16 protein-coding genes, 4 tRNA genes and 1 pseudogene are annotated in these 22,360 nt (G+C 60.7%); 6 read left to right on the top strand and 15 right to left on the bottom strand.

Annotation, left to right across the window (positions count from 1 at the left end):
- Both HMPREF2614_RS10810 and HMPREF2614_RS10805 read right to left on the bottom strand, forming a co-directional pair.
- On the bottom strand, nucleotides 1–261 hold a 261-nt coding region (locus HMPREF2614_RS10810; protein WP_141745463.1), incomplete at its 3' end, for an acyl-CoA dehydrogenase family protein.
- Entirely contained in the window at nucleotides 248–1,432 is a 1,185-nt protein-coding gene (locus HMPREF2614_RS10805) for an MFS transporter (RefSeq protein WP_083300190.1), read from the bottom strand. The genes HMPREF2614_RS10805 and HMPREF2614_RS10810, both read right to left, overlap by 14 nt.
- A gap of 182 nt (nucleotides 1,433–1,614) precedes the next feature.
- On the opposite strand from HMPREF2614_RS10805, the gene HMPREF2614_RS02260 reads away from it, so the two are divergent.
- Both HMPREF2614_RS02260 and HMPREF2614_RS02255 read left to right on the top strand, forming a co-directional pair.
- Nucleotides 1,615–2,307, top strand: coding sequence for an ArsR/SmtB family transcription factor (locus HMPREF2614_RS02260; RefSeq protein ID WP_070560010.1), 693 nt, complete (start codon nucleotides 1,615–1,617; stop codon nucleotides 2,305–2,307).
- A gap of 22 nt (nucleotides 2,308–2,329) precedes the next feature.
- Nucleotides 2,330–3,106 carry a queuosine precursor transporter gene (locus tag HMPREF2614_RS02255; protein ID WP_048759186.1) on the top strand — a complete coding sequence of 259 codons (777 nt, stop codon included), beginning with the start codon at nucleotides 2,330–2,332 and terminating at the stop codon, nucleotides 3,104–3,106.
- A 61-nt stretch (nucleotides 3,107–3,167) separates the two neighbouring features.
- Here the strand turns inward: HMPREF2614_RS02255 and HMPREF2614_RS02250 are convergent, their stop codons facing one another.
- The 5 genes and pseudogenes from HMPREF2614_RS02250 to HMPREF2614_RS02230 form a co-directional block, all read right to left on the bottom strand.
- Nucleotides 3,168–3,947 (bottom strand): ABC transporter permease, encoded by a 780-nt coding sequence (locus HMPREF2614_RS02250; RefSeq protein ID WP_070560019.1) that lies wholly within the window; start codon nucleotides 3,945–3,947, stop codon nucleotides 3,168–3,170.
- A 13-nt stretch (nucleotides 3,948–3,960) separates the two neighbouring features.
- Complete coding sequence (locus tag HMPREF2614_RS02245) at nucleotides 3,961–4,923, bottom strand: ABC transporter ATP-binding protein (protein ID WP_187402556.1); 963 nt, start codon at nucleotides 4,921–4,923, stop codon at nucleotides 3,961–3,963.
- 179 nt (nucleotides 4,924–5,102) lie between these two features.
- Entirely contained in the window at nucleotides 5,103–6,404 is a 1,302-nt protein-coding gene (tgt, locus tag HMPREF2614_RS02240) for a tRNA guanosine(34) transglycosylase Tgt (RefSeq protein WP_070560009.1), read from the bottom strand.
- Between the two features lie 685 nt (nucleotides 6,405–7,089).
- Nucleotides 7,090–9,513, bottom strand: a pseudogene (locus HMPREF2614_RS02235) (MMPL family transporter); the annotation flags it as partial.
- 426 nt (nucleotides 9,514–9,939) lie between these two features.
- Nucleotides 9,940–10,030 (bottom strand) — tRNA-Ser (locus HMPREF2614_RS02230).
- A 275-nt stretch (nucleotides 10,031–10,305) separates the two neighbouring features.
- Between HMPREF2614_RS02230 and HMPREF2614_RS02225 the strand changes: the two genes are divergently transcribed.
- Nucleotides 10,306–11,286 carry a diaminopimelate dehydrogenase gene (locus HMPREF2614_RS02225; RefSeq protein ID WP_070429202.1) on the top strand — a complete coding sequence of 327 codons (981 nt, stop codon included), beginning with the start codon at nucleotides 10,306–10,308 and terminating at the stop codon, nucleotides 11,284–11,286.
- Nucleotides 11,287–11,394: 108 nt separating this feature from the next.
- On the opposite strand, the gene HMPREF2614_RS02220 is transcribed toward HMPREF2614_RS02225, so the two are convergent.
- The 3 genes from HMPREF2614_RS02220 to HMPREF2614_RS02210 all read right to left on the bottom strand — a co-directional run bounded on the left by HMPREF2614_RS02220 (nucleotide 11,395) and on the right by HMPREF2614_RS02210 (nucleotide 12,834).
- On the bottom strand, nucleotides 11,395–11,583 hold the full coding sequence (locus HMPREF2614_RS02220) for a CsbD family protein (RefSeq protein WP_048759178.1): 189 nt from the start codon (nucleotides 11,581–11,583) through the stop codon (nucleotides 11,395–11,397).
- Nucleotides 11,584–11,720: 137 nt separating this feature from the next.
- Nucleotides 11,721–12,164 carry a nucleoside deaminase gene (locus HMPREF2614_RS02215; protein WP_048759248.1) on the bottom strand — a complete coding sequence of 148 codons (444 nt, stop codon included), beginning with the start codon at nucleotides 12,162–12,164 and terminating at the stop codon, nucleotides 11,721–11,723.
- Nucleotides 12,165–12,276: 112 nt separating this feature from the next.
- Nucleotides 12,277–12,834, bottom strand: a complete 558-nt coding sequence (locus tag HMPREF2614_RS02210; RefSeq protein ID WP_049172449.1) for a tRNA adenosine deaminase-associated protein — start codon at nucleotides 12,832–12,834, stop codon at nucleotides 12,277–12,279.
- 38 nt (nucleotides 12,835–12,872) lie between these two features.
- Here HMPREF2614_RS02210 and HMPREF2614_RS02205 point away from each other — a divergent pair, with 38 nt between their 5' ends.
- The gene (locus HMPREF2614_RS02205) at nucleotides 12,873–13,898 is read left to right on the top strand and encodes a prephenate dehydrogenase (protein WP_038627304.1); all 1,026 of its coding nucleotides are present in this window, start codon (nucleotides 12,873–12,875) and stop codon (nucleotides 13,896–13,898) included.
- Nucleotides 13,899–13,907: 9 nt separating this feature from the next.
- Entirely contained in the window at nucleotides 13,908–14,756 is an 849-nt protein-coding gene (locus tag HMPREF2614_RS02200) for a CoA transferase (RefSeq protein WP_070560006.1), read from the top strand.
- A 46-nt stretch (nucleotides 14,757–14,802) separates the two neighbouring features.
- On the opposite strand, the gene HMPREF2614_RS02195 is transcribed toward HMPREF2614_RS02200, so the two are convergent.
- The 5 genes from HMPREF2614_RS02195 to HMPREF2614_RS02175 form a co-directional block, all read right to left on the bottom strand.
- Nucleotides 14,803–15,792 carry an LLM class flavin-dependent oxidoreductase gene (locus tag HMPREF2614_RS02195; RefSeq protein WP_070560003.1) on the bottom strand — a complete coding sequence of 330 codons (990 nt, stop codon included), beginning with the start codon at nucleotides 15,790–15,792 and terminating at the stop codon, nucleotides 14,803–14,805.
- Between the two features lie 515 nt (nucleotides 15,793–16,307).
- Nucleotides 16,308–16,380, bottom strand: a tRNA-Arg gene (locus tag HMPREF2614_RS02190).
- Between the two features lie 226 nt (nucleotides 16,381–16,606).
- On the bottom strand, nucleotides 16,607–20,290 hold the full coding sequence (locus HMPREF2614_RS02185) for a phosphoribosylformylglycinamidine synthase (protein ID WP_070560001.1): 3,684 nt from the start codon (nucleotides 20,288–20,290) through the stop codon (nucleotides 16,607–16,609).
- A gap of 538 nt (nucleotides 20,291–20,828) precedes the next feature.
- Nucleotides 20,829–20,904: transfer RNA gene (locus HMPREF2614_RS02180), tRNA-Arg, on the bottom strand.
- Nucleotides 20,905–20,907: 3 nt separating this feature from the next.
- Nucleotides 20,908–20,999, bottom strand: a tRNA-Ser gene (locus HMPREF2614_RS02175).
- 211 nt (nucleotides 21,000–21,210) lie between these two features.
- Here HMPREF2614_RS02175 and HMPREF2614_RS02170 point away from each other — a divergent pair.
- Nucleotides 21,211–22,350 carry a histidinol-phosphate transaminase gene (locus HMPREF2614_RS02170; protein ID WP_038627297.1) on the top strand — a complete coding sequence of 380 codons (1,140 nt, stop codon included), beginning with the start codon at nucleotides 21,211–21,213 and terminating at the stop codon, nucleotides 22,348–22,350.
- Nucleotides 22,351–22,360 lie beyond the last annotated feature (10 nt).

Raw genomic sequence — 22,360 nt, 5'->3', positions numbered from 1 at the left:
AAGATCAACGCACTCTAAAAACGGAAGAGCCACTAAAACGCCGATACTTGGATCACAGTGAGACGAAGCCTGGATTGAAAATAGACGTTCTACATGAGATGCACCCGCACCGCCAAAATCTACAGGAATAGAAAGCCCAGCCCACCCCATGCGTCCTACTATTCGACATACTTCTCTCGAAAATTCAATCGAGCTTTCTTTGCAGCTTATATTGCCGAATTCTTCGGTTGCTCGTTCAAGGAATATTTCATACGACTTCATTTTTCTCCAATCTGACTTCTCGACTACCCATCACCGCAACCACTACAGCTACGACCGCGAATGCAATACACACGATTCCGACTATCGCTCTACTTCCACCGCTTAGCCCCGCTGCGAGCGGGCCAACTGCCGTTCCCACGTAGCCCACGATGTAGTAGCTGGAAACAGTCGCAGCAAGATCTTTTCCACGTGCCGCTTCCGAAACCCGCAGCAGAGAGTACTTGAAAGAGAGTCCTTGGCCGACACCACAGATAACGGTTGCAATAACCAGCAAAACAGCAGTTGAGCTAAACAAGCTCAGTGTTACGCCACCCAGCCCGAGCGCGAGAATCACCAACCCCACCGGATACGAGACCCGCTGCGCCCTCCGCCCGAGCATCACCTGAGTCACTGCCGATACTCCGAGCATCAAGGCCGTAATCGACGCAATCTTTAGCTGCGTATCGAAGCCCATATCCTTCGCAGCCAGCGGAACTACGGACTGGAAGAGACCGTTGACTCCATACGCACAGCCAATCGCTAACGCTCCCGGAATGAAAACTCGAATCACATCCCGAGCCACACCAAACTGCGGCCGCCAGCTCACCGAATTTCTCTCGCAGCTACGCTCCCGCACGCGCGCGACACCAACCATCGACACCACGGTGAGCGCTGCGTAAATCCAATACGGCATTTGTAGTGGTGCCGATGAGAACCTGGCTACCACAGCCGAGTACAACGGACCTAAAGCTAATGCCCCAGAGACCGCCACCGTACTTGTGAGCGCGCCGATATGCGTGAGCAATTTCTCCTGCAACAAGGCAGTAAATGATCCCGTTGCGAGACCGACTGAGAATCCTGAAATCACTCGAGCGGCATATAGAACCATTTCATGTGAATCGACTAACCCCGCCGCCAGAAACATCAGGGTTGATGCCAATGACAGCGCCATACTGACTAGTGCGATCGGCTTTCGCCCCAGCGAGTCTGACAAATGTCCGTATGTGAGCGTGACCACTACACCCACCGCATAGCATGCAAAGACAACTACCGTTTTGTTGGCGCTCAAACCCCAATCATGCTGGTATAAGGCATATAGACCGGAGGGCATCGTACTTCCAATTACTACGATGACCAGCCCAAGCGCTAGCGCTGCTCCATCTCGAACATTAGCTTGAACTTCACCCGACATTTCCACCTCCGTCCATACTTTCTGTTCATGAAAAGTATGATTTCACAGAATGTGTTGTACGGCTAGAGGTTTGGTGAAATCAATCTAGCCTCACGTTTGAAACAGCACTAAAACTCCGTTTCAGTCCATTCTTCCGCGTACGGTAACTTGCTTCGAACACCGCAAAGTGATTCGCTAACACCATGAAACAGCGCACGTACTTCGAGCAGGCAGCCGCAATCGCCGCGGAATGCTCGTCTCCCGTGCGCCTGGCAATCCTGGAGTATCTCCTCAAAAATGGTCCGACTCGCGTGCGCAGCCTCGCCGAGTCCACCAACATCGCCGAATCGACGCTGTCCAACAATCTTCGACGCCTCCGCGAAGCCGAAATTGTCGATGTCGAGCGACAAGGGAAGAGCGCGACCTACTCCATCGCTAACCCCTCAATACGCCAGGTAATTGCCAATCTTTTCCAGGCTGCCGGCGCCGACACTGCCGCACCCATCCCAGAGCACCAACCAGCAGTTACCTTCGCCCGGTCTTGCTACGACCACCTAGCAGGATCCCTCGGAGTACAACTCACTCGGGCCCTTTTCGCCAAAGAAGCACTCATCACCGACGCCGGGGACGTCACCTTTGGCCCCAACGCCGAGAAATGCTTCGCCTACCTCGGCACTGGCCTATCCAGCCTCGACGCAAGCAGGAAGACAGCGTTCCTCTGCAAGGACTGGACACACGCCGACTCTCACCTGGCCGGATCGCTCGGCGCCGCGCTCCTGCGTGGCCTCATTTCAAAGGGTTGGTTGACCCCAATCCCCAATTCCCGCGGACTCGAACTCACGGCAGAAGGCAAAGTCGGCCTCGAAGACTTCATCGGCGCTCGCTTGGAGCCCTAGCCGGCAGGTAACATTCCCTCCCGTGACAAATAACGAAAACCTGCCCAAGTCTGGGCCGGGCAACGCCGAGGCTGCCGCTGTGAGCACCTCGCACGCGCCCGAGAACGCAACCAAGTCCGAATCCGCAGCAACCACGCCACGCCACATCCCGGTACCGAAATCGCTGTACCCGATGTTCACGGCCATTTTCATTGGCGTGCTGATTGTCTCCAACATCACCGCCACCAAGGGCGTGGAAATCTTCGGCCTGGCCACCGACGGTGCCTTCTTCCTCTTCCCCTTGAGCTACGTCATCGGCGACGTGCTTTCCGAGTGCTACGGCTACAAAGCCACCCGCCGCACCGTGTGGACCGGGTTTGCCATCCTCGCCGGCGCAATGCTCTGCTTCTTTGCCGCCATCAAGCTCCCGGCGGCACCGTGGTACGAAAACCAGGAAGCATTCGCCACCGTCCTTGGCACCGTCCCGCAGCTTGTCCTCGCAGGTCTGGCCGGTTATGTCGTCGGTCAGCTGCTCAACGCCTGGTCGCTCAACGCAATTAAGAAGCGCACTGGGGAAAAGGCTCTCTGGGCGCGCCTGATGGGCTCGACTGTGGTTGGTGAGTTCGTCGATACGCTCATCTTCTGCTCCATCGCCGCCACCGCCATCGGCATCGACACCTGGGGCACCTTCGTCAACTACGTCATCGTCGGCTTCATTTGGAAGACCGCCGTCGAGATCGTAGTCATGCCAATCACCTACGCCGTCATCGCGTGGGTCAAGCGCCGCGAAGGCTACTACGACACTCACGTTCCCGCTTAACGACGAAAAAAGTGCCGCGACCTCGCCTGAGATGCGAGTAGTCGCGGCACTTTTTGTTTTTCTACTTCACATCCCGTTTGGCATTGGCCCAATGAGCAACGCCAACAGCCACAACAATCCAGGCCACCAACACCACGATGTTGAACCACATCGGCTGCGTCATCCCGGCTTCAAAGCCAGTACGTGGATTCTCCGGGTTTGCCATCAGACCGCCCAGCTGCGTTGACAACTGCTGAATGCGCGCCCCCGGCGTGACCAGCCACAGTGGCCGGAAAATCGCATACGCGAGCGCCGCGAACTCCAGCATGCTTTCCACCACCAGGATCCACACCAGCGGGATGGCGACCGCGGCCACACGCGAGCGCGTCAACACTCCCAGCGACATCGCGATCAGCCCAAACACGACAAAGCCAAGCACTCCGGCGAGCATGTCCGTGGCAGCGTCACCGCCCTCGAACTCCACGCGCGGCGAAACTGTCACTGCCAACCAGGCAATAGCTACACCGATGACCCAACAGGCAGCAATCAACACAAGCGTCAGCGTCATCCGCGCGGCCAGCCACAAACTCCTTCGATCCTGCGTCAAGAACGCATGCGCATTCATCTGATCGTTGTACTCACCCGCCAGGGTGGAGCCGCCAAAGGCAATCACGATCATGTTGAAGATCACCGTCCCCAACAGCAGCAATTCCCAATCAGCTGTCGCACCAACGTCGGCCGCCATGCTGAAAGCCACCATCGGCCCAGCTATCGAGCCGACCAACAGCACCACATACACCCACGTACCGCGCAGGCTGGCTAGCTTCGTCCATTCCGACCGCAAAGCATTTCCAAAACTCATCTCAGTCACTCCCCTACTGCCCAATCGCCTGCGCGCGGTACTCCTGCGATTCCTGGGTCGCAGCCAGGAACTTTTCCTCTAGGTTGTCGCGCTTCGTGTTCAACCGCGTCACCAGCAGCCCCTCACGCAGGGCAGCGGCTGCGATGTCGCGGCGGAGTTGCTGCTCGCTGATGCCGTCGTAAAGCGGAATGCGCAATTGCTTATCGACGTCAACCCCACGCGCCACCGGCCCCAACGCCTGCAGCAGCCGAGCCGGATCATCGACCTCAACTTCGACGACCGTGCCGTCGGCGAGGAATTCGTCCATGGTGTACTCGCCGATCATGCGGCCGCGACCGATGACGACAATGCGGTCGGCGGTGAGCTGCATCTCGGAAAGGAGGTGCGACGACACGAGAACAGCGCAGCCCTGTGCTGCCAGGGCCTTGATGGTGTGGCGCATCCACGAGACGCCTTCCGGGTCCAAGCCGTTGACCGGCTCATCCAAGATCAGATGCTGCGGCTTGCCGAGCAGAGCCGCCGCCACTCCCAGACGCTGCTTCATACCCAGCGAATAGCCGCCGACCTTGTCCTTCGCCGCCTCGGTCATACCGACCTGCTCGAGGCACTCCTCCACACGGGTGTCGGGGATGCCGGCGCCGCGGGCGAGGGCCCGCAGATGAGCACGACCCGAACGAGCCTTGTTGTGCCACGTCGCATCCAGGATTGCGCCCGCGACGCTGGGCTTATTCTTCAGCGTGGAAAAGGGCTGGTTGCTGTAGGTGTTGCCCTGTGAATCCGTCCCGGTGAACAAGGCCTGGCCCGTGGTCGGGGCATCGAGGCCCAGCATGCAGCGCATGGTGGTGGACTTGCCGGAGCCGTTTGGGCCGAGAAAACCTGTCACTACACCGTCGGGAACGGTGAAGGACAGGTCATCGACGGCTAATTTCGAGCCGTACTTCTTGCTGAGTCGCTCAACCGTGATCATGCCCTCCATGATGCCGGTTGAGACTGCCTCGCGCAGTAGAGCTAGGTCTAGTTTTGAGGTCCCCGGGCCCAAGTTCCACTTGACGCCACGGGTGTCACCTCATGCCACCTCCATAGCTGGCACGAGGTGACATGGCTGTCGTGAAGTGCGAAAAGGTAGAAGCCTAGCCCCACCCCAGTCCTCAGCCGCTAATTCCCCACCGCACGACCACCGTTGGCGTAGTAGCGGCCCATAAACTCATCGCGATACTCGAAGAACCGGTCCTCCAGGATCGCCTCTCGGATGTTCTCCACCAGCTTGACCATGAAAAACAGGTTGTGAATCGTGCACAGCGTGCCGGCCAGATACTCCTTGGCCTTCAACAAATGATGCAGGTAGGCCCGGGAGTAATTCAGCGAAGTGTAGGAGGGCACCTCCGCGTCCACGGGGCGGAAGTCGTTCTTGAAGCGGGCATTGGTCAAGGTCATCCGGCCATCGAGCGTGTACACACCACCTCGGCGGGCAAGCCTGGTCGGAGCCACACAGTCAAAGGTGTCGGCACCAGCCTCGACAGCGGCGAAAATATCGTCCGGCTCGGAGATTCCCAGTAGGTGGCGGGCGCGGTCGTCGGGAAGCTCGTCATTGACCCAACCACAGATCAGGCCCAGATTCTGCTTCTCAATCGCCCCACCAATGCCATAGCCGTGGAAACCGAGCTGGCCCGCGTCCTCGAACTCGCGGGAGAGCTCGACTAGCCCACGAGCGGCCTTGCGGCGCAGGTCTTCGTACTGCGCACCCTGCACGACACCGAATAACTGCTGGATGGGCAACTGGCCGTCGTCAAGCGAATGGACGTGCCCGTCGACCTGACCGCGCGAAACTGTCAGCTCGTTGTGAGCCTCCAGGCAACGGCGCGCCCAGCGGTGCGTGCGCGCGACGGACGCCTCCTGGTAGCCGCGGGTGTTCATGAGCGTGGTGAGCTCGTCAAATGCCATCATGATGTCAGCGCCCAGCGCGTGCTGAATACGCATGGACACCTCCGGCGTGAAACGGTGCTCGGAGCCATCGATGTGCGAGCGGAAAGTCACGCCGTCCTCATCGACGAACGCGTTGCGCTCTTTGCCCTCGGCGACGATGTCGTCTTTCTGCATGCCAGTGACGTCCATCGCGAGGGTCTTTTTAAAGCCCGCGCCGAGGCTGAGCACCTGGAATCCACCGGAGTCGGTGAACGTCGGACCGTTCCAGTTGGAGAACTTAGCCAATCCGCCGGCTTGGTCGACGATTTCCTCGCCGGGCTGCAGGTACAGGTGGTACGCGTTCGACAGCATCGCCTGCGCGCCGGTGGATCGCACCTGCTCGGGCGTGAGTGTCTTCACGGTCGCCTTCGTGCCGACCGGAATGAACGCCGGCGTAGCAATATCGCCATGCGGGGTGTGGATGGTGCCAGCACGTCCGCGCGCGCCTTCGATTTGCTTTACGACGTCAAAGCCCGTCGTCCTCGACTGCGACATGAAGCTCCTTGGTTGTGGTCCAGTGCTAATGCATTGAGGTTACCTGGGTACTATTCGCAAGTTACTCAGCGCTGTCGTTTTCCTCGGGCTGAATAGCGTTTTCCGGGTCCCACACGGCGCGGCTACGACGTGGCGCTTCCTCTTCGAGTCCTTCGCGCTTCATCAGTTCCGCAACCGTAATCTTCTTTCGCTTACGAGCCGGGCTGTAGTACGGACGGACCTCGATATCCTTGGCATTTTCCGGGTTCGGCTGGGCGTCGGTTGGTTCAGCTGGCGCTGCCTGCATGAGCTGTTCGGTCGGCTCTGCCTGCTCCGGCTGCTCTGTCGGCTCCGGCTGTTCGGCCTGCTCCGGCTCAGCTGGTGCCGTCGGGGCGGACGGTTCGGCCTGCTCGGAGCGCTCAGGTTGTTCGGCCTGTTCACTCTGCTCAGCCTGGTCAGCCTGCTCGACTTCCTCCAGCTTTGCCTTCTTCCGCTTCGGAATCCAGCGGTTACGCTTCTTGGTCGCGACAGCCACAGCAGTGCCGCCCGCTGTACCCCCTGTACCAGCTGCAGCGGCTGCCCCCTCTGCACCAGCACCGACTTCACCATCGGCACTGTCTGTTTCGTCCTCGTCAGCGTCCGTGTCGCCAAAGCCACGCCCAGCACCTTCGCTTTCGGGCAACAGGGACTCACCGCGAGCCATACGCTCGCGGCGGCCCTTCTCCACCAGCTCCTCGGAAATCTCTTCCAGGGCAGAACCTTCGACATCCACAGACGGCAACACCTTGTCCAGCCACTTCGGCATGTACCAAGTAGCGCGGCCAAGCAGGAACATAGATGCCGGGATGAACGTCATGCGAATAACGAAGGCGTCGAAAAGCACTGCGGCACCCAGCGCGAAGCCGAATACCTTAATAATCGCCAGGGGCTGCCCGGCGAAAGCTGCGAAGACGGAAATCATAATAATCGCAGCGGCAGTGACCACACGAGCGCCGAGAGTAAAGCCCTCAACGACCGATTCTTCGACCGCGTTGTACTTCGACTCTGGTGAGGATTCACCCTTGTTGTGGGTGTAGTGCTCGCGCATTCGAGAGACTAGGAAGACCTGATAGTCCATGGCCAGGCCGAATGTCACGCCGATGAGGAAGATCGGCACGAAGCTGACCAGCGGACCCGGCGTGCTAATCACACCCCAGAGGCCGTCTTGGAAAAATGTCACGGTGACACCGAATGCTGCAGCGACAGAGAGCAAGAAGCCCACACCGGCAGTTACCGGCACCATCAGGGAACGGAAAATCATCAGCAGCAGAATCACGGCGAGGCCCACGACAACACTCAGGTACAAAGGCATTGCGCCCTGGAGGCGGTCGGTGATGTCAATTTCAATAGGAACCAGGCCAGTGACACCGGTGAATAGGCCGGTGGTTTGCTCAATCTGCTTCTGCTGATCGCGCACCGCGTTCATCAGCTGCTTGGTCGCGGGATCGAGCGGACCCGACTTCGGGGTCATAATCATCTTGACCGCAGTGCCGTCGTGATTCATGCCAATCATCTGGATGTGCTCGACACCGATGTTGGACTTGAACTGGTCGACAGCGTAACTATAAGAAGCTTTGCGGGCAGCCTCGATGTCAGAGAGTTCCGGGTTGGTCTGCCTCAGGGACTCGATAAGTGGTTTGAGCACCGGTGCATCGGGCTTCACATCGTCCGACTTGGCAATAATGATGAGCTGAGAATTACGTCCCGCACCGAAGCCCTCTTCAATCATGGTGATGGCCTTGCGGTTCGTGCTGTCCTTAGCCGCAGTAGAGTCGGACGGCAGCGCCAGCTTCAAGTGCATGGCCGGGTAGGCCAATGCCAACAACAGGACGATACAGCCGACCAAGAACAACCCTGGGGCCTTGTGCACGAAAGTGACCCAACGTCGCCCCATCGTCATCTCACCGAAGAAGGAAGAGCGGCGTTCCTTGCGCGGATTACGCGAGGGGTTGCCAGCAACACCGGGCACGCGACCAGCGAAGACCCTGTCCCCCAGCAGAGACATAACTGCCGGCAGCAGGGTCAGAGAGACCAGCACTGTGAAGGCCACCGTGATTGCCGCCGAGATACCCATAAGGGACATGAACGGCACCTTGGCAACCGTCAGCGCTGCCAACGCGACAATCACGGTGAGGCCAGCGAAAACCACGGCGGAGCCCGCCGTACCGGTAGCCATGCCGATGGCATCTTCGTTGGTCATCCCTCGGGCTCTTTCGGCTCTGTAGCGAGAGAGGATGAACAGCGCGTAGTCAATACCGACTGCCAGTCCGAACATCACGGCCAGCACCGGGGTAATCGAGTTGACGTCAGTGAATGCGGTCATCAGCGTCACGCTGAAGACACCGATGATGATGCCCACTACCGCCGTCACAATGGGCAGGAACGAAGCCACCAAAGAACCGAAGGTGACAACCAGCACGATAAACGCCACGGTCACACCGATGATCTCTGAGGTCGGGGCTACTTCAATCGGGGGCTGCATGCCCGGGCCAGAGGCCTCGACCTTGATACCGGCGTCACGACCGGCCTGCATGGCGTCGAGAAGCGCCTGCATATTCTCCGGTTCGATGTCCTGCGGCATCTTGGCGTCGAAAACGAAGGTGGAAATGCCGTAGCGACCGTCCTCGGACACGGTACGCAGGGCATTGGCGTCGGCCTCGGCAACATCCTTGGGCAGGCCGGCAGCCATGCCCTGTTCCTTGACCATCGCCTGCATCTTCGGATTGAGGTCTACCGGGTTGTGGAGTTGCAAATCATCGGAGATTTGGCCGACATTGTCGCGAATGCCATTAATAACCTGGTCAACAGCTTCTTTATTTTGTGGGTCATCGAGCCTCTGCCCCTCGGGAGCCTCGAAGGCGACATAGACACGCTGCTCTCGAATTGGGTTCGGAACATCGGGGAACTTTTCCTCAATCACGTGAGAAGCCGTTGCCGACGGCATGCCGGGGATCGAGAACTGGTCGATGAACCCCTTCTGGAATGCGGCAACTGCACCGCCCAGCCCCGCCAAAATCAGCAACCACGCGATGATCACAGTCCATTTATGCAGGTAGGAGAACCTGCCGAGTTTGAACAAGGCCTTTGCCATGTCAAGTTTCCCTTACGTCTAATATTCGCCTGGACCGCCCCAACTGCCGCTTCCCCCGAGTTCGCGCTAACCAAGCACTCCCTCGGACTTCACCTGCAGTTCGAAGCCTCTTCGCTACTCCGATGCTAGCGACCACCCCGGATTGACCGACGTCAACTCTGGCGCTGGCGTAGTCACTGGGGGCGGGCACGACATAAAAACCGGAAATACTTTTGCTAAGAGTAGCGGACTTCCCGGATAAACGTGAACAATGGGGTGCGTGTTACTGATGTTATTTTTGTGATTTCGGCGCTCCAGGTCAGACGCCTCGCCATTTACCGCTTTACGACGGACACCTCCTGCACCCCCGCCACACCCAGGCAATCTGGGCCGATTAAATGCAAAACCCCCGGGGCTCCTACTTAAAGGAACCACCGGGGGTCTCATTGGCGGTGACGGAGGGATTTGAACCCTCGGTACGGGGTTACCGCACAAAGCATTTCGAGTGCTTCACCTTCGGCCGCTCGGACACGTCACCGCTAGAAAACGTTACAGGTAGCCCCTTTATCTACCAAATCCCCAGGTCAAAAGGCTCAGCTGTCCGCACAGTCGACACCGCCGGTCCTTCGCCAAGCCGTTCACACAGAACCACAACCCCCGCCACCCCAAATCACTCCATCTACTGCACTATCCACTTAAATCACCGCGCTATTCGGGGCAGCCAAAGCCGGCTGAGATATGAAGGAATAGTCTGTAGCTTGAAATCTAGAAACTGAATACACAAGTACAGCCTCACAGAAAGGGTTCTCCCTCATGATTCGTTCCGCCATCATCGGCTACGGCAACTTGGGCCGTAGCGTCGAAAAGGTTATCGCTGATCAGCCGGACATGGAGCTCGTCGGTGTCTTCTCCCGCCGCGATTCGCTGGACACGGAGGCCCGCGTACTCCCGGCGGCGGATGTCGAAAAGTACAAGGACGAGGTAGATGTCCTGTTCGTGTGCCTCGGCTCGGCCACCGATGTCCCGGAGCAGGCCCCTGAGCTGGCAAAGAGCTTTACGACGGTCGACACTTACGACAACCACCACGAGATTCCGAAGCACCGTGCGGCCATGGACGCCGCCGCGCGCGAAGGTGACAACATCGCGATGATTTCGACTGGTTGGGACCCGGGCCTGTTCTCCCTGAACCGCGTCCTGGGCGCTGCCATCCTGCCGGGAGCAGACCAGATGACCTTCTGGGGACCGGGCCTGTCACAGGGCCACTCCGACGCCGTGCGTCGCGTGCCGGGAGTGAAAAAGGGTGTCCAGTACACCAAGCCAAACCCGGAAGCCATCGAGGCCGTAAAGAAGGGCGAGGGTGCAGACCTGAAGGGTAACGAGTGCCACCTGCGCCACTGCTTCGTCGTCGCTGAGGAAACCGGCGACGCCGACGAGGATGCCAAGCTCAAGGAGCAGATTCGCGAAACTATCGTGACCATGCCGGATTACTTTGCCCCATACGAGACCATCGTGGACTTCATCTCTGAAGAGGAGTTCGACCGCGACCACCAGGGCATGCCGCACGGCGGCCAGGTCATTACCCGTGGCCAGGCCGGTACCTCCGGTCACGTCATCGAGTTCGGTCTCGAACTGGAGCGCAACCCCGACTTCACCGCTGCCGTCCAGGTTGCCTACGGTCGCGCTGCCTACCGCCTGAAGCAAGCTGGCGAGACTGGTGCCCGCACCGTCTTCGAGATTGCCCCGTACCTTCTGTCCGCCGAACCACTGGATGACCTGGTAGCTCAGAAGCTGTAGCCAGCCCCAACGCTGACAGCCGGCCAGCGAAACACAAAGAACCCCAACCATCTCCGCATATCAGAAGCGGAAATGGTTGGGGTTATCTCTTCCCGAGAGCTAAAAGCTTTACTTGTCGGTCAGCTTGCCCAGGGCCTCAGTAGCCTTGTCCTTCAGGTCCTCAGCACCCTGCTTGACCTTCGAAGCAGTCTGCTCGCCCTTGCCCTGGTTCTCCAGGTCCTCGTTGCCAACGGCGTCGCCAGCAGCTTCCTTAACCTTGCCGCCCAACTCGTCGGCCTTGTTCTGCAGCTCGCTCATAATGTAAGCCTCCTATGTAAACGACTTAATCTATTTCTATAGAGCCACCGTCTAGCAGCTCCACTGGTTTCGACAGTACGTGAAAATGAAGGTCCGGCACGGCCACAGCGGGAATTGTGACCTAACTGTGATTCCGTTCACTCATCCAACTGCCGTTGCCTTTCGAAGAATTCCCGCAGGTAAACAGAGCATTCGTCGGCAAGCACACCCCCGCGCACCTGTGGCGTGAATGCGTGGGCGGGATCGCGGATGACATCGGCGATAGAGCCGCACGCGCCGGTTTTGGGCGACCACGCGCCGAAGACCACACGCCCCACGCGCCCCATGACGCACGCGCCGGCACACATCACGCACGGCTCGAGCGTGACGACCAACGTGCACTGCTCCAGACGCCAGCCGTCACCGACGGCACGGGTGGCCTCGCGCAGTGCGATGACTTCGGCGTGGGCAAGCGGGTCACCATCCGCTTCCCGACGGTTCGAGCCCCGACCCACAACCCTGCCCTCGGCATCCACGACCACTGCTCCCACAGGTACATCCCCGGGTGCCGTGTGAGCAGCTTCAGCGATAGCCAGGCGCATCCACTCCTCGTCGAGAATGTCCTGTTCGCGGCGGGGAAGAGCACTTGGCCGACCAGCTGGTTGGCCGGCCGCAAGGTCGGTTGGTCGCTCGGTCAGATGACCTTTCTCAGAGTTAGTCGTCATAGGGGTCGTAGTCGTCGTCATCGCCGTCATAATCCAGGTCGGCGACATCGGCGAGCTCCTCGGCACACCCCAGTTCCTCGGCAATGGCCAAGATCTGCTCGGACGCCCACAGCGACTGATCGTCACAGATGGACTCCAGGGCTTCCTCCGAACAGCCCAGGTCAGCGAGGATATCCATATCTCCTTCGGCCCAGGCGTCGACATCGTCGAGCTCGTCCTCGTCGAGGTCGGGGATATCCAGATCCAGCTCGTCGAACACATCTGCCGCAATGTCGTCGGTGACGGCGGCGGTGGCGTCGGAAAGCACAACGCGCAGCGACCCAACGCCCTGGCGCACGAGAATAAAGTAATCGTCGTCGATATTGAGCATTCCGACAGCGGCGCGTTCCGAACGCAGATTGCGCAGCGCCTGTGCAGCGTCGGCGAGGGAATCGGTGGCGTCGTCCCCAAGATCGACGACGCGCCAACCGCGCTCCCCCATAGTTACGGCAACCGCGAAGGAGCGGTCGTCATCGGAGGTGTACCCTCCGGAAAAGGTCGTGCTCATAACCCACAACGCTAGTCGCTGTATGTCATGCTTGTCAGGTGAGCAATTTCGAGTCCCCCTCCCCTGCTTCGTCCTCCCTGTCAGCTGCACAACTACCCGCGGTATGCATCCTCGGTTTGGGCCTCATCGGTGGCTCCATGATGCGCGATCTGCGGGCCCATAACGTCGAATGCTTCGGTTGGAATCGCTCGTCTGCAACGGTCGAGGAAGCCACGAAGGAGGGATTCGATGCCAGCACGGATTTTCAGGCCACTCTCGAACGCGCTGAGGCCAGCGGCGCACTCATCGTGATCGGCACCCCCATGACGGTCGTCGGCGCGATGCTGGATGCCATCAACGAGCACGCCCCCAGCTGTGGCATCACGGATGTGGTCTCCGTGAAGGCCGCCGTCGCCGCCGAGGTCGCCGCGCGTGGCATGGAGGAACGCTTCGTCGGCGCGCACCCGATGGCGGGTTCTGCGCAGGCGGGCTGGTCCGCCACGCTCGAAGGGCTTTTCGACGGCGCCCCCTGGGTCATCACCTACGACCTGGCAGCTGCTACCGATGCTGCGGGCGAGCCCGTCCCGGAGCGCTGGATTGAAGTCTTTTCGCAGGTCGCCAACTTGGGAGCAGCTCTTGGCAGTCAACTCATTCCAGCGCTGAGCGATCACCACGATGCCAGCGTCGCCCGCATCTCCCACATGCCACACCTAGCGGCCTACGCAATTGCCGCCGCCGGTGAAGCCGGTGGCCCCCTGGCCATTTCGCTTGCAGCCGGCTCTTTCCGCGACTGCACCCGCGTCGCCGCCGCTGCTCCTGACATGGTCATGTCCTGGTGTGAGAACAACACCGAACCCGTGCTCACCGCGCTTGACGACGTCATCGAGCGCCTCACCGCCGCGCGCACCCAGTTGGCCACCGAGGGAACCGCTATGGACCTGGCCAAAACCGGTCAGATTGCCCGTGTCCGCTACGAGGCCCGCCCTGCTCACCGCCCGATTTTCCGACTGCGCGTCGGCGAGGGCGGCTGGATCAACCAGTTGAAGTTGGCCGAAAGCGTCGGCGGGCAGATAGATGTGTTCTAGTGTGGAACTATGTTTTCCCCCGAGCTGCACACCAGCCTCGCAGGCATCACTGTCGTCAACTTCGCCATTAACGTACCGGGACCACTGGCCGCTCAGCACTTGGGCCAGCTAGGCGCCCGGGTGATTAAGGTCGAACCACCCACAGGCGACCCGCTCGGTTCCTTCGGCCGCTCCTGGTATGAAGCTATGTCCGCAGGTCACGAGATTATCCAGGCGGATCTGAAGAGCGATGAGGGTCGCGCACAGCTGAGCTCGCTGATCGATGAGGCCGATGTGGTCATCACCTCGGTTCGCCCCTCCGCGCTGGAACGCATGGGGCTGGCGGGCCTCCACGAGCGCCCGAATGGGCCGGTACATATCGACATTGTCGGTGATACCGAAGCTCCAGAAACGCCTGGCCATGACCTGACCTACCAGGCGGAGGCCGGAACCCTCACGCCTCCGGCCATGCCCCCGGTGCTGTTGGGCGACATTCTGGGCGCACACTTTGCGGTCACCGCTGCCCTTGCCGGGTTGATTAAGCGGGCAGGTGCTGGGGCGGACGTCGTAAAGCAGTCTGGACTGCACTGCCGCATCGGCCTGAAGCAGGCTGGTGAGACCGGTACCGCGCCGCTGAAGTACGGCATGACGGCGCCCGGCGGACTACTCGGTGGCGGCCTGTGGACGTACGGCCTCTACCCCAGCGCCGATGGCTACGCGGCCGTGGCAGCGCTGGAGCCGCACTTTGCCGCCGCCCTGACCGAGGCCACTGGCGCGAGCAACCGCGAGGAACTCGCAGCCTTCCTCAGCGAGCGCACCAATGCCGAAATAATGCAGTTTGCCAGCGAAAAAGCGCTACCGCTGGCTGCGGTGGAGTAAGCGGAAAGCTAAAGCCCCGCGCCTCGAGGCGCCGGGGCCTGGAGCCTTACGCGGTCAACCCCGCGGCCTCCGCGGTGAGCTCTACCGAACGCAGTCGGTCAGGAACCTTCAACGACTGATGAGCCACGATTAGCTCATCCGCCGTCGAGTACTCACCGAACTGCGCAATCTGCTCACGCACCTGCGCCACCGTGCCGACTGCCATATGACGGAACATATTCTGCACCTGGCGCCCCTGCGGAGTATCCATCAGAATCTCCGCCTCATCGTCAGTGAGATGATGCCCACCGCGGCTGAGGAAACGCCTGACCATGTTCCTGCGGGTAGCGAAGTACTGCTGCTGCGCATCCTCTTCGCTTTCCGACGCAATCACATTCATAGCCGCAAAAGCGTACGGCTTATCCAGCTGCTCAGAAGGCTGGAACTGCTCGCGGTAGACCGCGATGGCATCGCGAAGCGCGTCCGGCGCGAAGTGCGAAGCAAATGCGTACGGCAAGCCGAGCGCCGCCGCGAGCTGAGCACCAAAGAGCGAGGAGCCCAGGATGTACAGCGGCACATGGGTGCCGCGGCCCGGAATCGCGTTGATGCCCTTGATCAGCGACTCGTCGGAAAGGTAACCGCGCAGCTCCTGCACATCCTGCGGGAAGGAATCGGAAGAGCGCGGGTCACGACGCAGCGCACGCATAGTGGCCTGGTCAGTGCCCGGCGCGCGGCCAAGCCCCAGCTCGATGCGATCCGGGTACAGGTTCGCGAGCGTGCCGAACTGCTCCGCGACCGTCAGCGGTGCATGATTCGGCAGCATGACGCCGCCGGAGCCGAGGGTGATGCTCTCAGTTTTTGCAGCCACGGCTGCGATAAGAACGGCCGGCGACGAGGATGCGATGGAGTTCATATTGTGGTGCTCTGCGTACCAAATACGCTGATAACCGGCCTTTTCCGCTGTCTGCGCCAAATCGATGGAGCCCTGTAGGGCGTCGGCGTGGGACTGCCCCGAGGCTACGGTAGCAAGGTCAAGAATGGACTCAGTACGAATCATGGTTCCACAGTCTAGACCGTTAGGCAGATATTGCGAGTTTGAGATGTTTCGAATACTGAGGCGCTGGGGTTTGGGGGTTTGGGGGTTTGGGGTGGCTCGTGGGTGGACGGGCACATGGGTGCGGGTGGCGGTGGCGGTTTGCGGGCACATGGGTGCGGGTGCGGATGGCGGGTGGCGGTGGCAGTTTGCGGGTGCGGGTGCGGATGGCGGGTGGCGGGTGCGGTTTGCGGATGCAGGTGGGCGGAAATGCGAACTTCGTGTCGACTTCACTTACGAAAAAGGCACGAATATTCTAGTTCCCTGCTTGATTCTCCGCTCCGCCCCTCACCTGTCAATTCCGCCCCTCACCTGTCGATGAGATATTCACATATCGATGAGCTATAGCCTGGCCACAAGTGAATAGCTCATCGACATGAGCGCAGGCAGAGCCAATACCGCGCGCATAAGTGCCCGAAAACCATCGACAAGTCGGGCAGACAAAAAGACCCGCACCTTATCGGTGCGGGTCTGCTTTGTGCGCCCGAAGGGATTCGAACCCCTAACCTTCTGATCCGTAGTCAGATGCTCTATCCGTTGAGCTACGGGCGCATTTTGTTGTTATTCAGCGGCTCTGGGGTAATTCCCTCGGCCCCTGCAACGAATAGATACTTTACTCATCCTGCGAAGTTTTACAAAATCGCCTGTTCACGCAACCTTTTTGGGCACTTATTCAAGTACATATTCGTTGCACATTAACAACAGGTTTCGTTGCGGTTACCCCGGTCTAACCGGCCCCCGGAGGCCAGCACCGGCGCGAACCGGAGAAACCGAGGAACTACTCGCCGCGGACCCAGCGGACAGCGTTGCCGAAGATATCCTGCTCACCGATGCCCGGAATGTTGCGCATCAGGCCCTCGCGGAAACGCTCCGGGTGGCCCATCTTGCCCAGAATCCTGCCGTCAGCACTGACAATGCCCTCAATGGCGTAAGAAGAACCGTTCGGGTTGGCTGGCGCTGCCATCGTCGGCACGCCCTCGGCACCACCGTCGGCATCGCCATCAGTATCGACGTACTGGAAAGCGACCTGACCGGCCTCAAACAGTCGGCGAGCCTCGTCCTCGGAAACCACGAAACGGCCCTCACCGTGAGAAACCGGCATGAGGTGGGTCTGGCCCGGCTCGAAACCGCGCAGCCACGGGGAATTCACGGTTGCCACGCGGGTGGTGGCGATGCGGGAAACGTGGCGCAGCTGGCGGTTGTGGGCCAGGGTCGGCGAGTCCTCGCGGAGCTGCGCCGGGTCACCATACGGCAGGAAACCGGACTTGACCAGCGCCTGGAAACCGTTACAAATACCGAGCACGAGACCGTTTCCGGCCACGAACTCCTTGACGGCGGCTGCGACATCGTCGGAACGCAGGAACGCGGCGATGAACTTAGCCGATCCGTCCGGCTCATCACCCAGGGAGAAGCCACCGGAGAACGCCAGGATGTCAGCGTCCTTGAGCTTCTCGATGAACGCCTTCGTGTCCTCCGCCAGCATTGCCGGGGTCAGGTTGCGGATCACGTGGAACTCGTAGGTAGCGCCAGCTGCGACGAATGCCTCGGCCATGTCGTATTCGGAGTTGGTACCCGGGAAGACCGGCAGCAGTACGTGGACATCCTTCTTGCCCGGGCTCTGCAGGTCGGTCTCGGTCTCGTTGACCTGGTTGGCGAACTCCGGCAGGGGCTCGCCCTCGTACTCATTGAGCGGGAAGACCTCGCGGTAACCGGACTCCATCGCCTCCAGGGCCTCCGAAACAGTGAAGGACTCCGCACCGAAGCGCAGCGTGCCCGACTCGTCGGTGGCACCGATCTTCACGGCCCCCGCACCAGCCCCCGCACCAGCACCCTCAACAGCCTGACCAGCCGGAACAGCCACAACGATGGAACCCAGCGGAGCCTCCGTCAGCGATACCTCAAGGCCCACGCCATTGCCCACAGCCATGTTGACCAGAGTCGCGGCCAGATCCGCGTTGGTAACAGCCGAGGCCGCAGCCGGACGCAGCTCACGCACAGCAGCAAACAGTTCATTGAGCTGCTCGTAGTTCGGTTCCCCGGACTCGAGCGGCTTGTGCGCAAACAGGTAGAGGTCGAAGTTACCGGCCGGGATTGCAGCGGACACAGCGTCGGTTTCGTCCATTGCAGCGACCGCAAAGGTCACCAGTGTCGCCGGCACGTGCAGGTCCTCGCCGTAGGTGCCGGACATGGAGTCCTTACCGCCAATGGCCGCAACCTGGAAGCCATCCTGAGCCTCGAGCAGACCGAGCAGAGCCTGCGCAACTTCGCCCCAGCGCTGCGGATCCTGGTCCAGGCGCTGGAAGTACTCCTGCACACTCAGCCAGGCGCCGCGCGGATCGCCACCGGCCGCTGCGAGCTTAGCCAGTGCCTCCACGACGGAGTAGGAGCCCATGAGGTACGGGGACTCGTCGGCAAGCGATGGCGAGTAACCCCAAGTCATGACGGACGCGGTGCTCGTGCCGCCATCGACCGGCAGCGTCTGGATCGACGCCTGCTCGTCGGTTTTCTGCGTCGCACCACCGTATGGCATGAGCACGGTGGAGCGGCCGACGGTCGAGTCGAACTGCTCGATCATGCCCTCCTGGGAGCCCGCCGTCGCCGCACGCAGCGACTCCAGCACGCTCGCCGGTGCCTGCTTTACGACGCCGCCCTCCGCAGCAACCATCTCGACGTTCTGGGCGCGGTCAGCGCCGTTGGTGTCGATGAACTCACGGGAGAGGTCGAAGACAACCTCGTCGCCCATGAACATGCGCAGACGGCCGGTGTCGGTGATATCTGCCAGCGCGACTGCCTCGATGTTCTCTTCGGCAGCGGCGGCGATGATGAAGTCGGCGTCCTCCGGGCGCACGACCAGCGCCATGCGCTCCTGGGACTCGGAAATTGCAATCTCGCGAGCATTCAGACCGGCGTACTTCAGTGGCACGCGCTCGAGGTGAATGTCAATGGAGTCAGCCAGCTCACCGACCGCAACGGACACGCCACCAGCGCCGAAGTCATTACAGCGGACAATCTTGGTAGCGACATCCTCGCGGCGGAACAGGCGCTGAATCTTGCGCTCGTTGACCGGGTTACCCTTCTGCACCTCGGCGCCGGAGCGGCCCAGCGAGTCCTCATCGTGGGCCTTCGACGAGCCGGTCGCACCGCCGACGCCGTCACGGCCGGTGCGGCCACCGAGCATGATCACCACATCGCCCGGCGCAGGCTCAAGGCGCTTGACGTTGTCTGCCGGGGCAGCGGCGACGACGGCACCGAGTTCCATTCGCTTAGCGACGTATCCCGGGTGGACCAGCTCGCGCACACCAGTGGTGGCCAGACCGATCTGGTTGCCGTAAGAGGAGTAGCCGGCTGCGGCACGAGAGGAAATATCGCGCTGTGGCAGCTTGCCCTCGAGGGTCTGCTCGCGCGGGGTGTTGATGTCACCTGCGCCGGACAGACGCATGGCCTGATAGACCCAGGAACGGCCTGACAGCGGGTCACGGATCGCGCCGCCGAGACAGGTGGAGGCACCACCGAACGGCTCGATCTCGGTCGGGTGGTTGTGGGTCTCGTTCTTGAACATGAGGAGCCACTTGCGGTCATCGCCCTCGACGTCGACATAGACGGAGCAGGCGTTGATTTCCTCGGAAACTTCCTGGTCATCCATAACGCCCGTGCGACGCAGTTCGCGGCCCATGATGGTGCCCATATCCATCAGGGTGCGTGGCTTGTGAGTGCGGCCGTTGAGTTCACGCAGCTCGTCGTAGCGACGCAGCGCGCGATCCAACTGCGCGGCAAAGCGCGGCTCGTTGTTCTCGATGGAGGTCAGCTCGGTGTTGAAGGTGGTGTGGCGGCAGTGGTCTGACCAGTAGGTATCCAGTGCGGATAGCTCCACCTCGGTCGGAGTGCGGCCCTCGGAGCGGAAGTAGTCCTGGATGGTCTTCAGATCGGCCAGCGACATGGCCATGCCGTCGGCTGCGAGCAGCTCGGCCAGGCCTTCGTCATCCAGCTCTGTGAAGCCCGGGTACTCCTTCAGCGGCTCAATCTCGCCCATGCTCGGACGGCGCAGGACGCTCAGGTTCTTCTCCCCCGACTCGACCGGGTTAATGAGGAAGGAGCGTACGGCGTCATTCACCGGAGAGTCGAAAACATACAGCGTTGCCGAGGTGATCTGCGCGCGGGTTTCCGGGCGGAGTAGACGCAGGGCCTGCTCGGCGGCATCGGCACGCTGGTCGTACTGGCCAGGAAGAGGCTCGACAGCAAGGTAGTTCCCCAGCTCGGCGGGGGCCGGGAGCTCGACCAGCTCGTCGACACGCGAATCAGCAACTACCGACTCACGCAGCGCGACGAGGTCCTCCTCCGTCGCATCGAAAGCATCGTAGAGATAGTAGATTGCCACCTCACCGTCCTGGCCGATCGAGGACAGCAGCGTAGCTTCCTCATTGCGGAACTCGGGCTTACGGCGAACGGCTAGACGGGCGTCCATCAAGGCTCCTATCGAAATACGGGGAGGGCAACCGGGGTCTAAGTCTATTGCAACTGTTCAGGATAGGAAAATGTCCCCCGGTGTGCGAGGCGGCGCGGGGCGGAAGCCCCGATTGACCAAGTACAAGGCCAGGCTAATCGGATTCGGCCAGGCAAAGGCTGCGCGGGGGTGTTGGAGGTACGGCCGTGGCGGCTCAGGGAGGTGGTGAGTCGGGCGGCAGGTCCGGGTTGGTGCCTGTTGCTGCGCGTTGCTGAAGCAAGGGAGCTGGTTCGTTGTCTTATCGATGCATAGTTCACCCATCGATTCGCTATAGCCTGGCCACAAGTGAACAGCGCATCGACAAGTGCACACGTAGCACCCACAGCGCGCGCATAAGTGGCGCAAAACCATCGACAGGTCACGAGAAACCATCGATAAGTGACCGAACCCTGGCCACAAGTGAAGGATCGCGCTGCCCCGCCCCGCAATGCCTCGGCTCGCGCTGCACTGCCAGGTAATAAAAACAAAAAGACCCGCACCTACAAGGTGCGGGTCTACATGGTGCGCCCGAAGGGATTCGAACCCCTAACCTTCTGATCCGTAGTCAGATGCTCTATCCGTTGAGCTACGGGCGCGTGTGGCGGAGGCGAGAGGATTCGAACCTCCGGCCCGTCGCAAGACAGGCAACTCCTTAGCAGGGAGCCCCATTCGGCCGCTCTGGCACGCCTCCAAAACCACTGGCATCGATCCCGCTTCAGCAAAGCTGTTCGCCATTGCGTTGACAAGACCAAATAACCGCAGCCAATCCTACAGAACACAAGAATTGAAAAGCAAAACACCCGCGAAGCCACCGAATACGGCACCACAAATAGCGACCACACCTTGGGATTTTGCGGGGATTTTGTACTGCCCAATCCGGACCATGTTCTACAGTTAGGCCTATGACCAACGATGCATCTTCAGTTCAGCCCAAAACCCGTGCCGACCTCGAACAGGTTCCGGCCTATGTTCCGGGCAAGACTGTGCCCGGCGCGCTGAAGATTGCATCCAATGAAATGACCCAACCGCCGCTGCCCTCGGTGGTGGAGGCCATCTCGCAGACCATCTCTGACCCAACTACCAGTCCGAACCGCTACCCGGACATGGGCGCGGTTGACCTGCGCATTAAGCTCGGCGAACACCTGCGCCTGCCCATGGAGCAGGTCGCGGTCGGCTGCGGCTCCTCCGCTCTGTGCCTGCAGCTTGTGCAGGCCACCTGTGCGGATGGGGATGAGGTCGTGTTCCCGTGGCGCAGTTTCGAGGCCTACCCCATTCTCGCTCGCGTCGCCGGGGCTACTCCGGTGCCGGTGCCGCTGGATGCGCAGGGTCGCAATGATCTTTCAGCTATGGCCGCCGCTATCACCGACCGCACACGTCTGGTTTTCGTCTGTAACCCCAACAACCCAACGGGCACGACCGTCACTCGCGAGGCATTCGCGGAATTTATGGCGCAGGTTCCGGGCGATGTTGTGGTTGCTCTCGACGAGGCCTACATCGAGTTGGTGGACGAGGCCACTCACGCCGCTACCCCGTTGGCTCATGAGCTGCTGGATACCTACCCCAACCTGGTTGGCTTGCGCACATTCTCCAAGGTCTACGGCCTGGCCGGGCTCCGCGTGGGCTACATGTTCGGTCCGGAGAAGCTTGTGGAGGCCGTGAATAAGGTCGCTATCCCCTTCTCCGTAAACACTCTTGCGCAGATCGCCGCGCTCACCTCGCTAGACGCACAGGAAGAGCTCACCGCCCGCATCGCCGAGGTCCGCGCACAGCGCGTCGCTGTCACCGAGGCCATCAACGCCGCCACCGGCCGCGAGACGGTGCTGCCGAACTCGCAGGCCAACTTCATTTGGATTGGTGAGGATCGGATTGCCGATCTCTCTTTGCTTGACGACGTCTCGGTGGCCACCACCACGGATCTCGGTGACTTCTTGGCGCAGCGCAACATTCTCATCCGCTGCTTTGCCGGCGAAGGTGCTCGCATCACCATCACTACCGAGGAAGAGACCTCGCAGCTGCTGGCTGCGCTAGGAATTGAGCACTAGCAGCTATCGC

The organism is Corynebacterium sp. HMSC074C11 (assembly GCF_001809455.1).
In the GTDB taxonomy this organism is placed as follows: Bacteria; Actinomycetota; Actinomycetes; order Mycobacteriales; family Mycobacteriaceae; genus Corynebacterium; species Corynebacterium amycolatum.
This window is presented reverse-complemented; position numbering and strand designations above follow the sequence as displayed.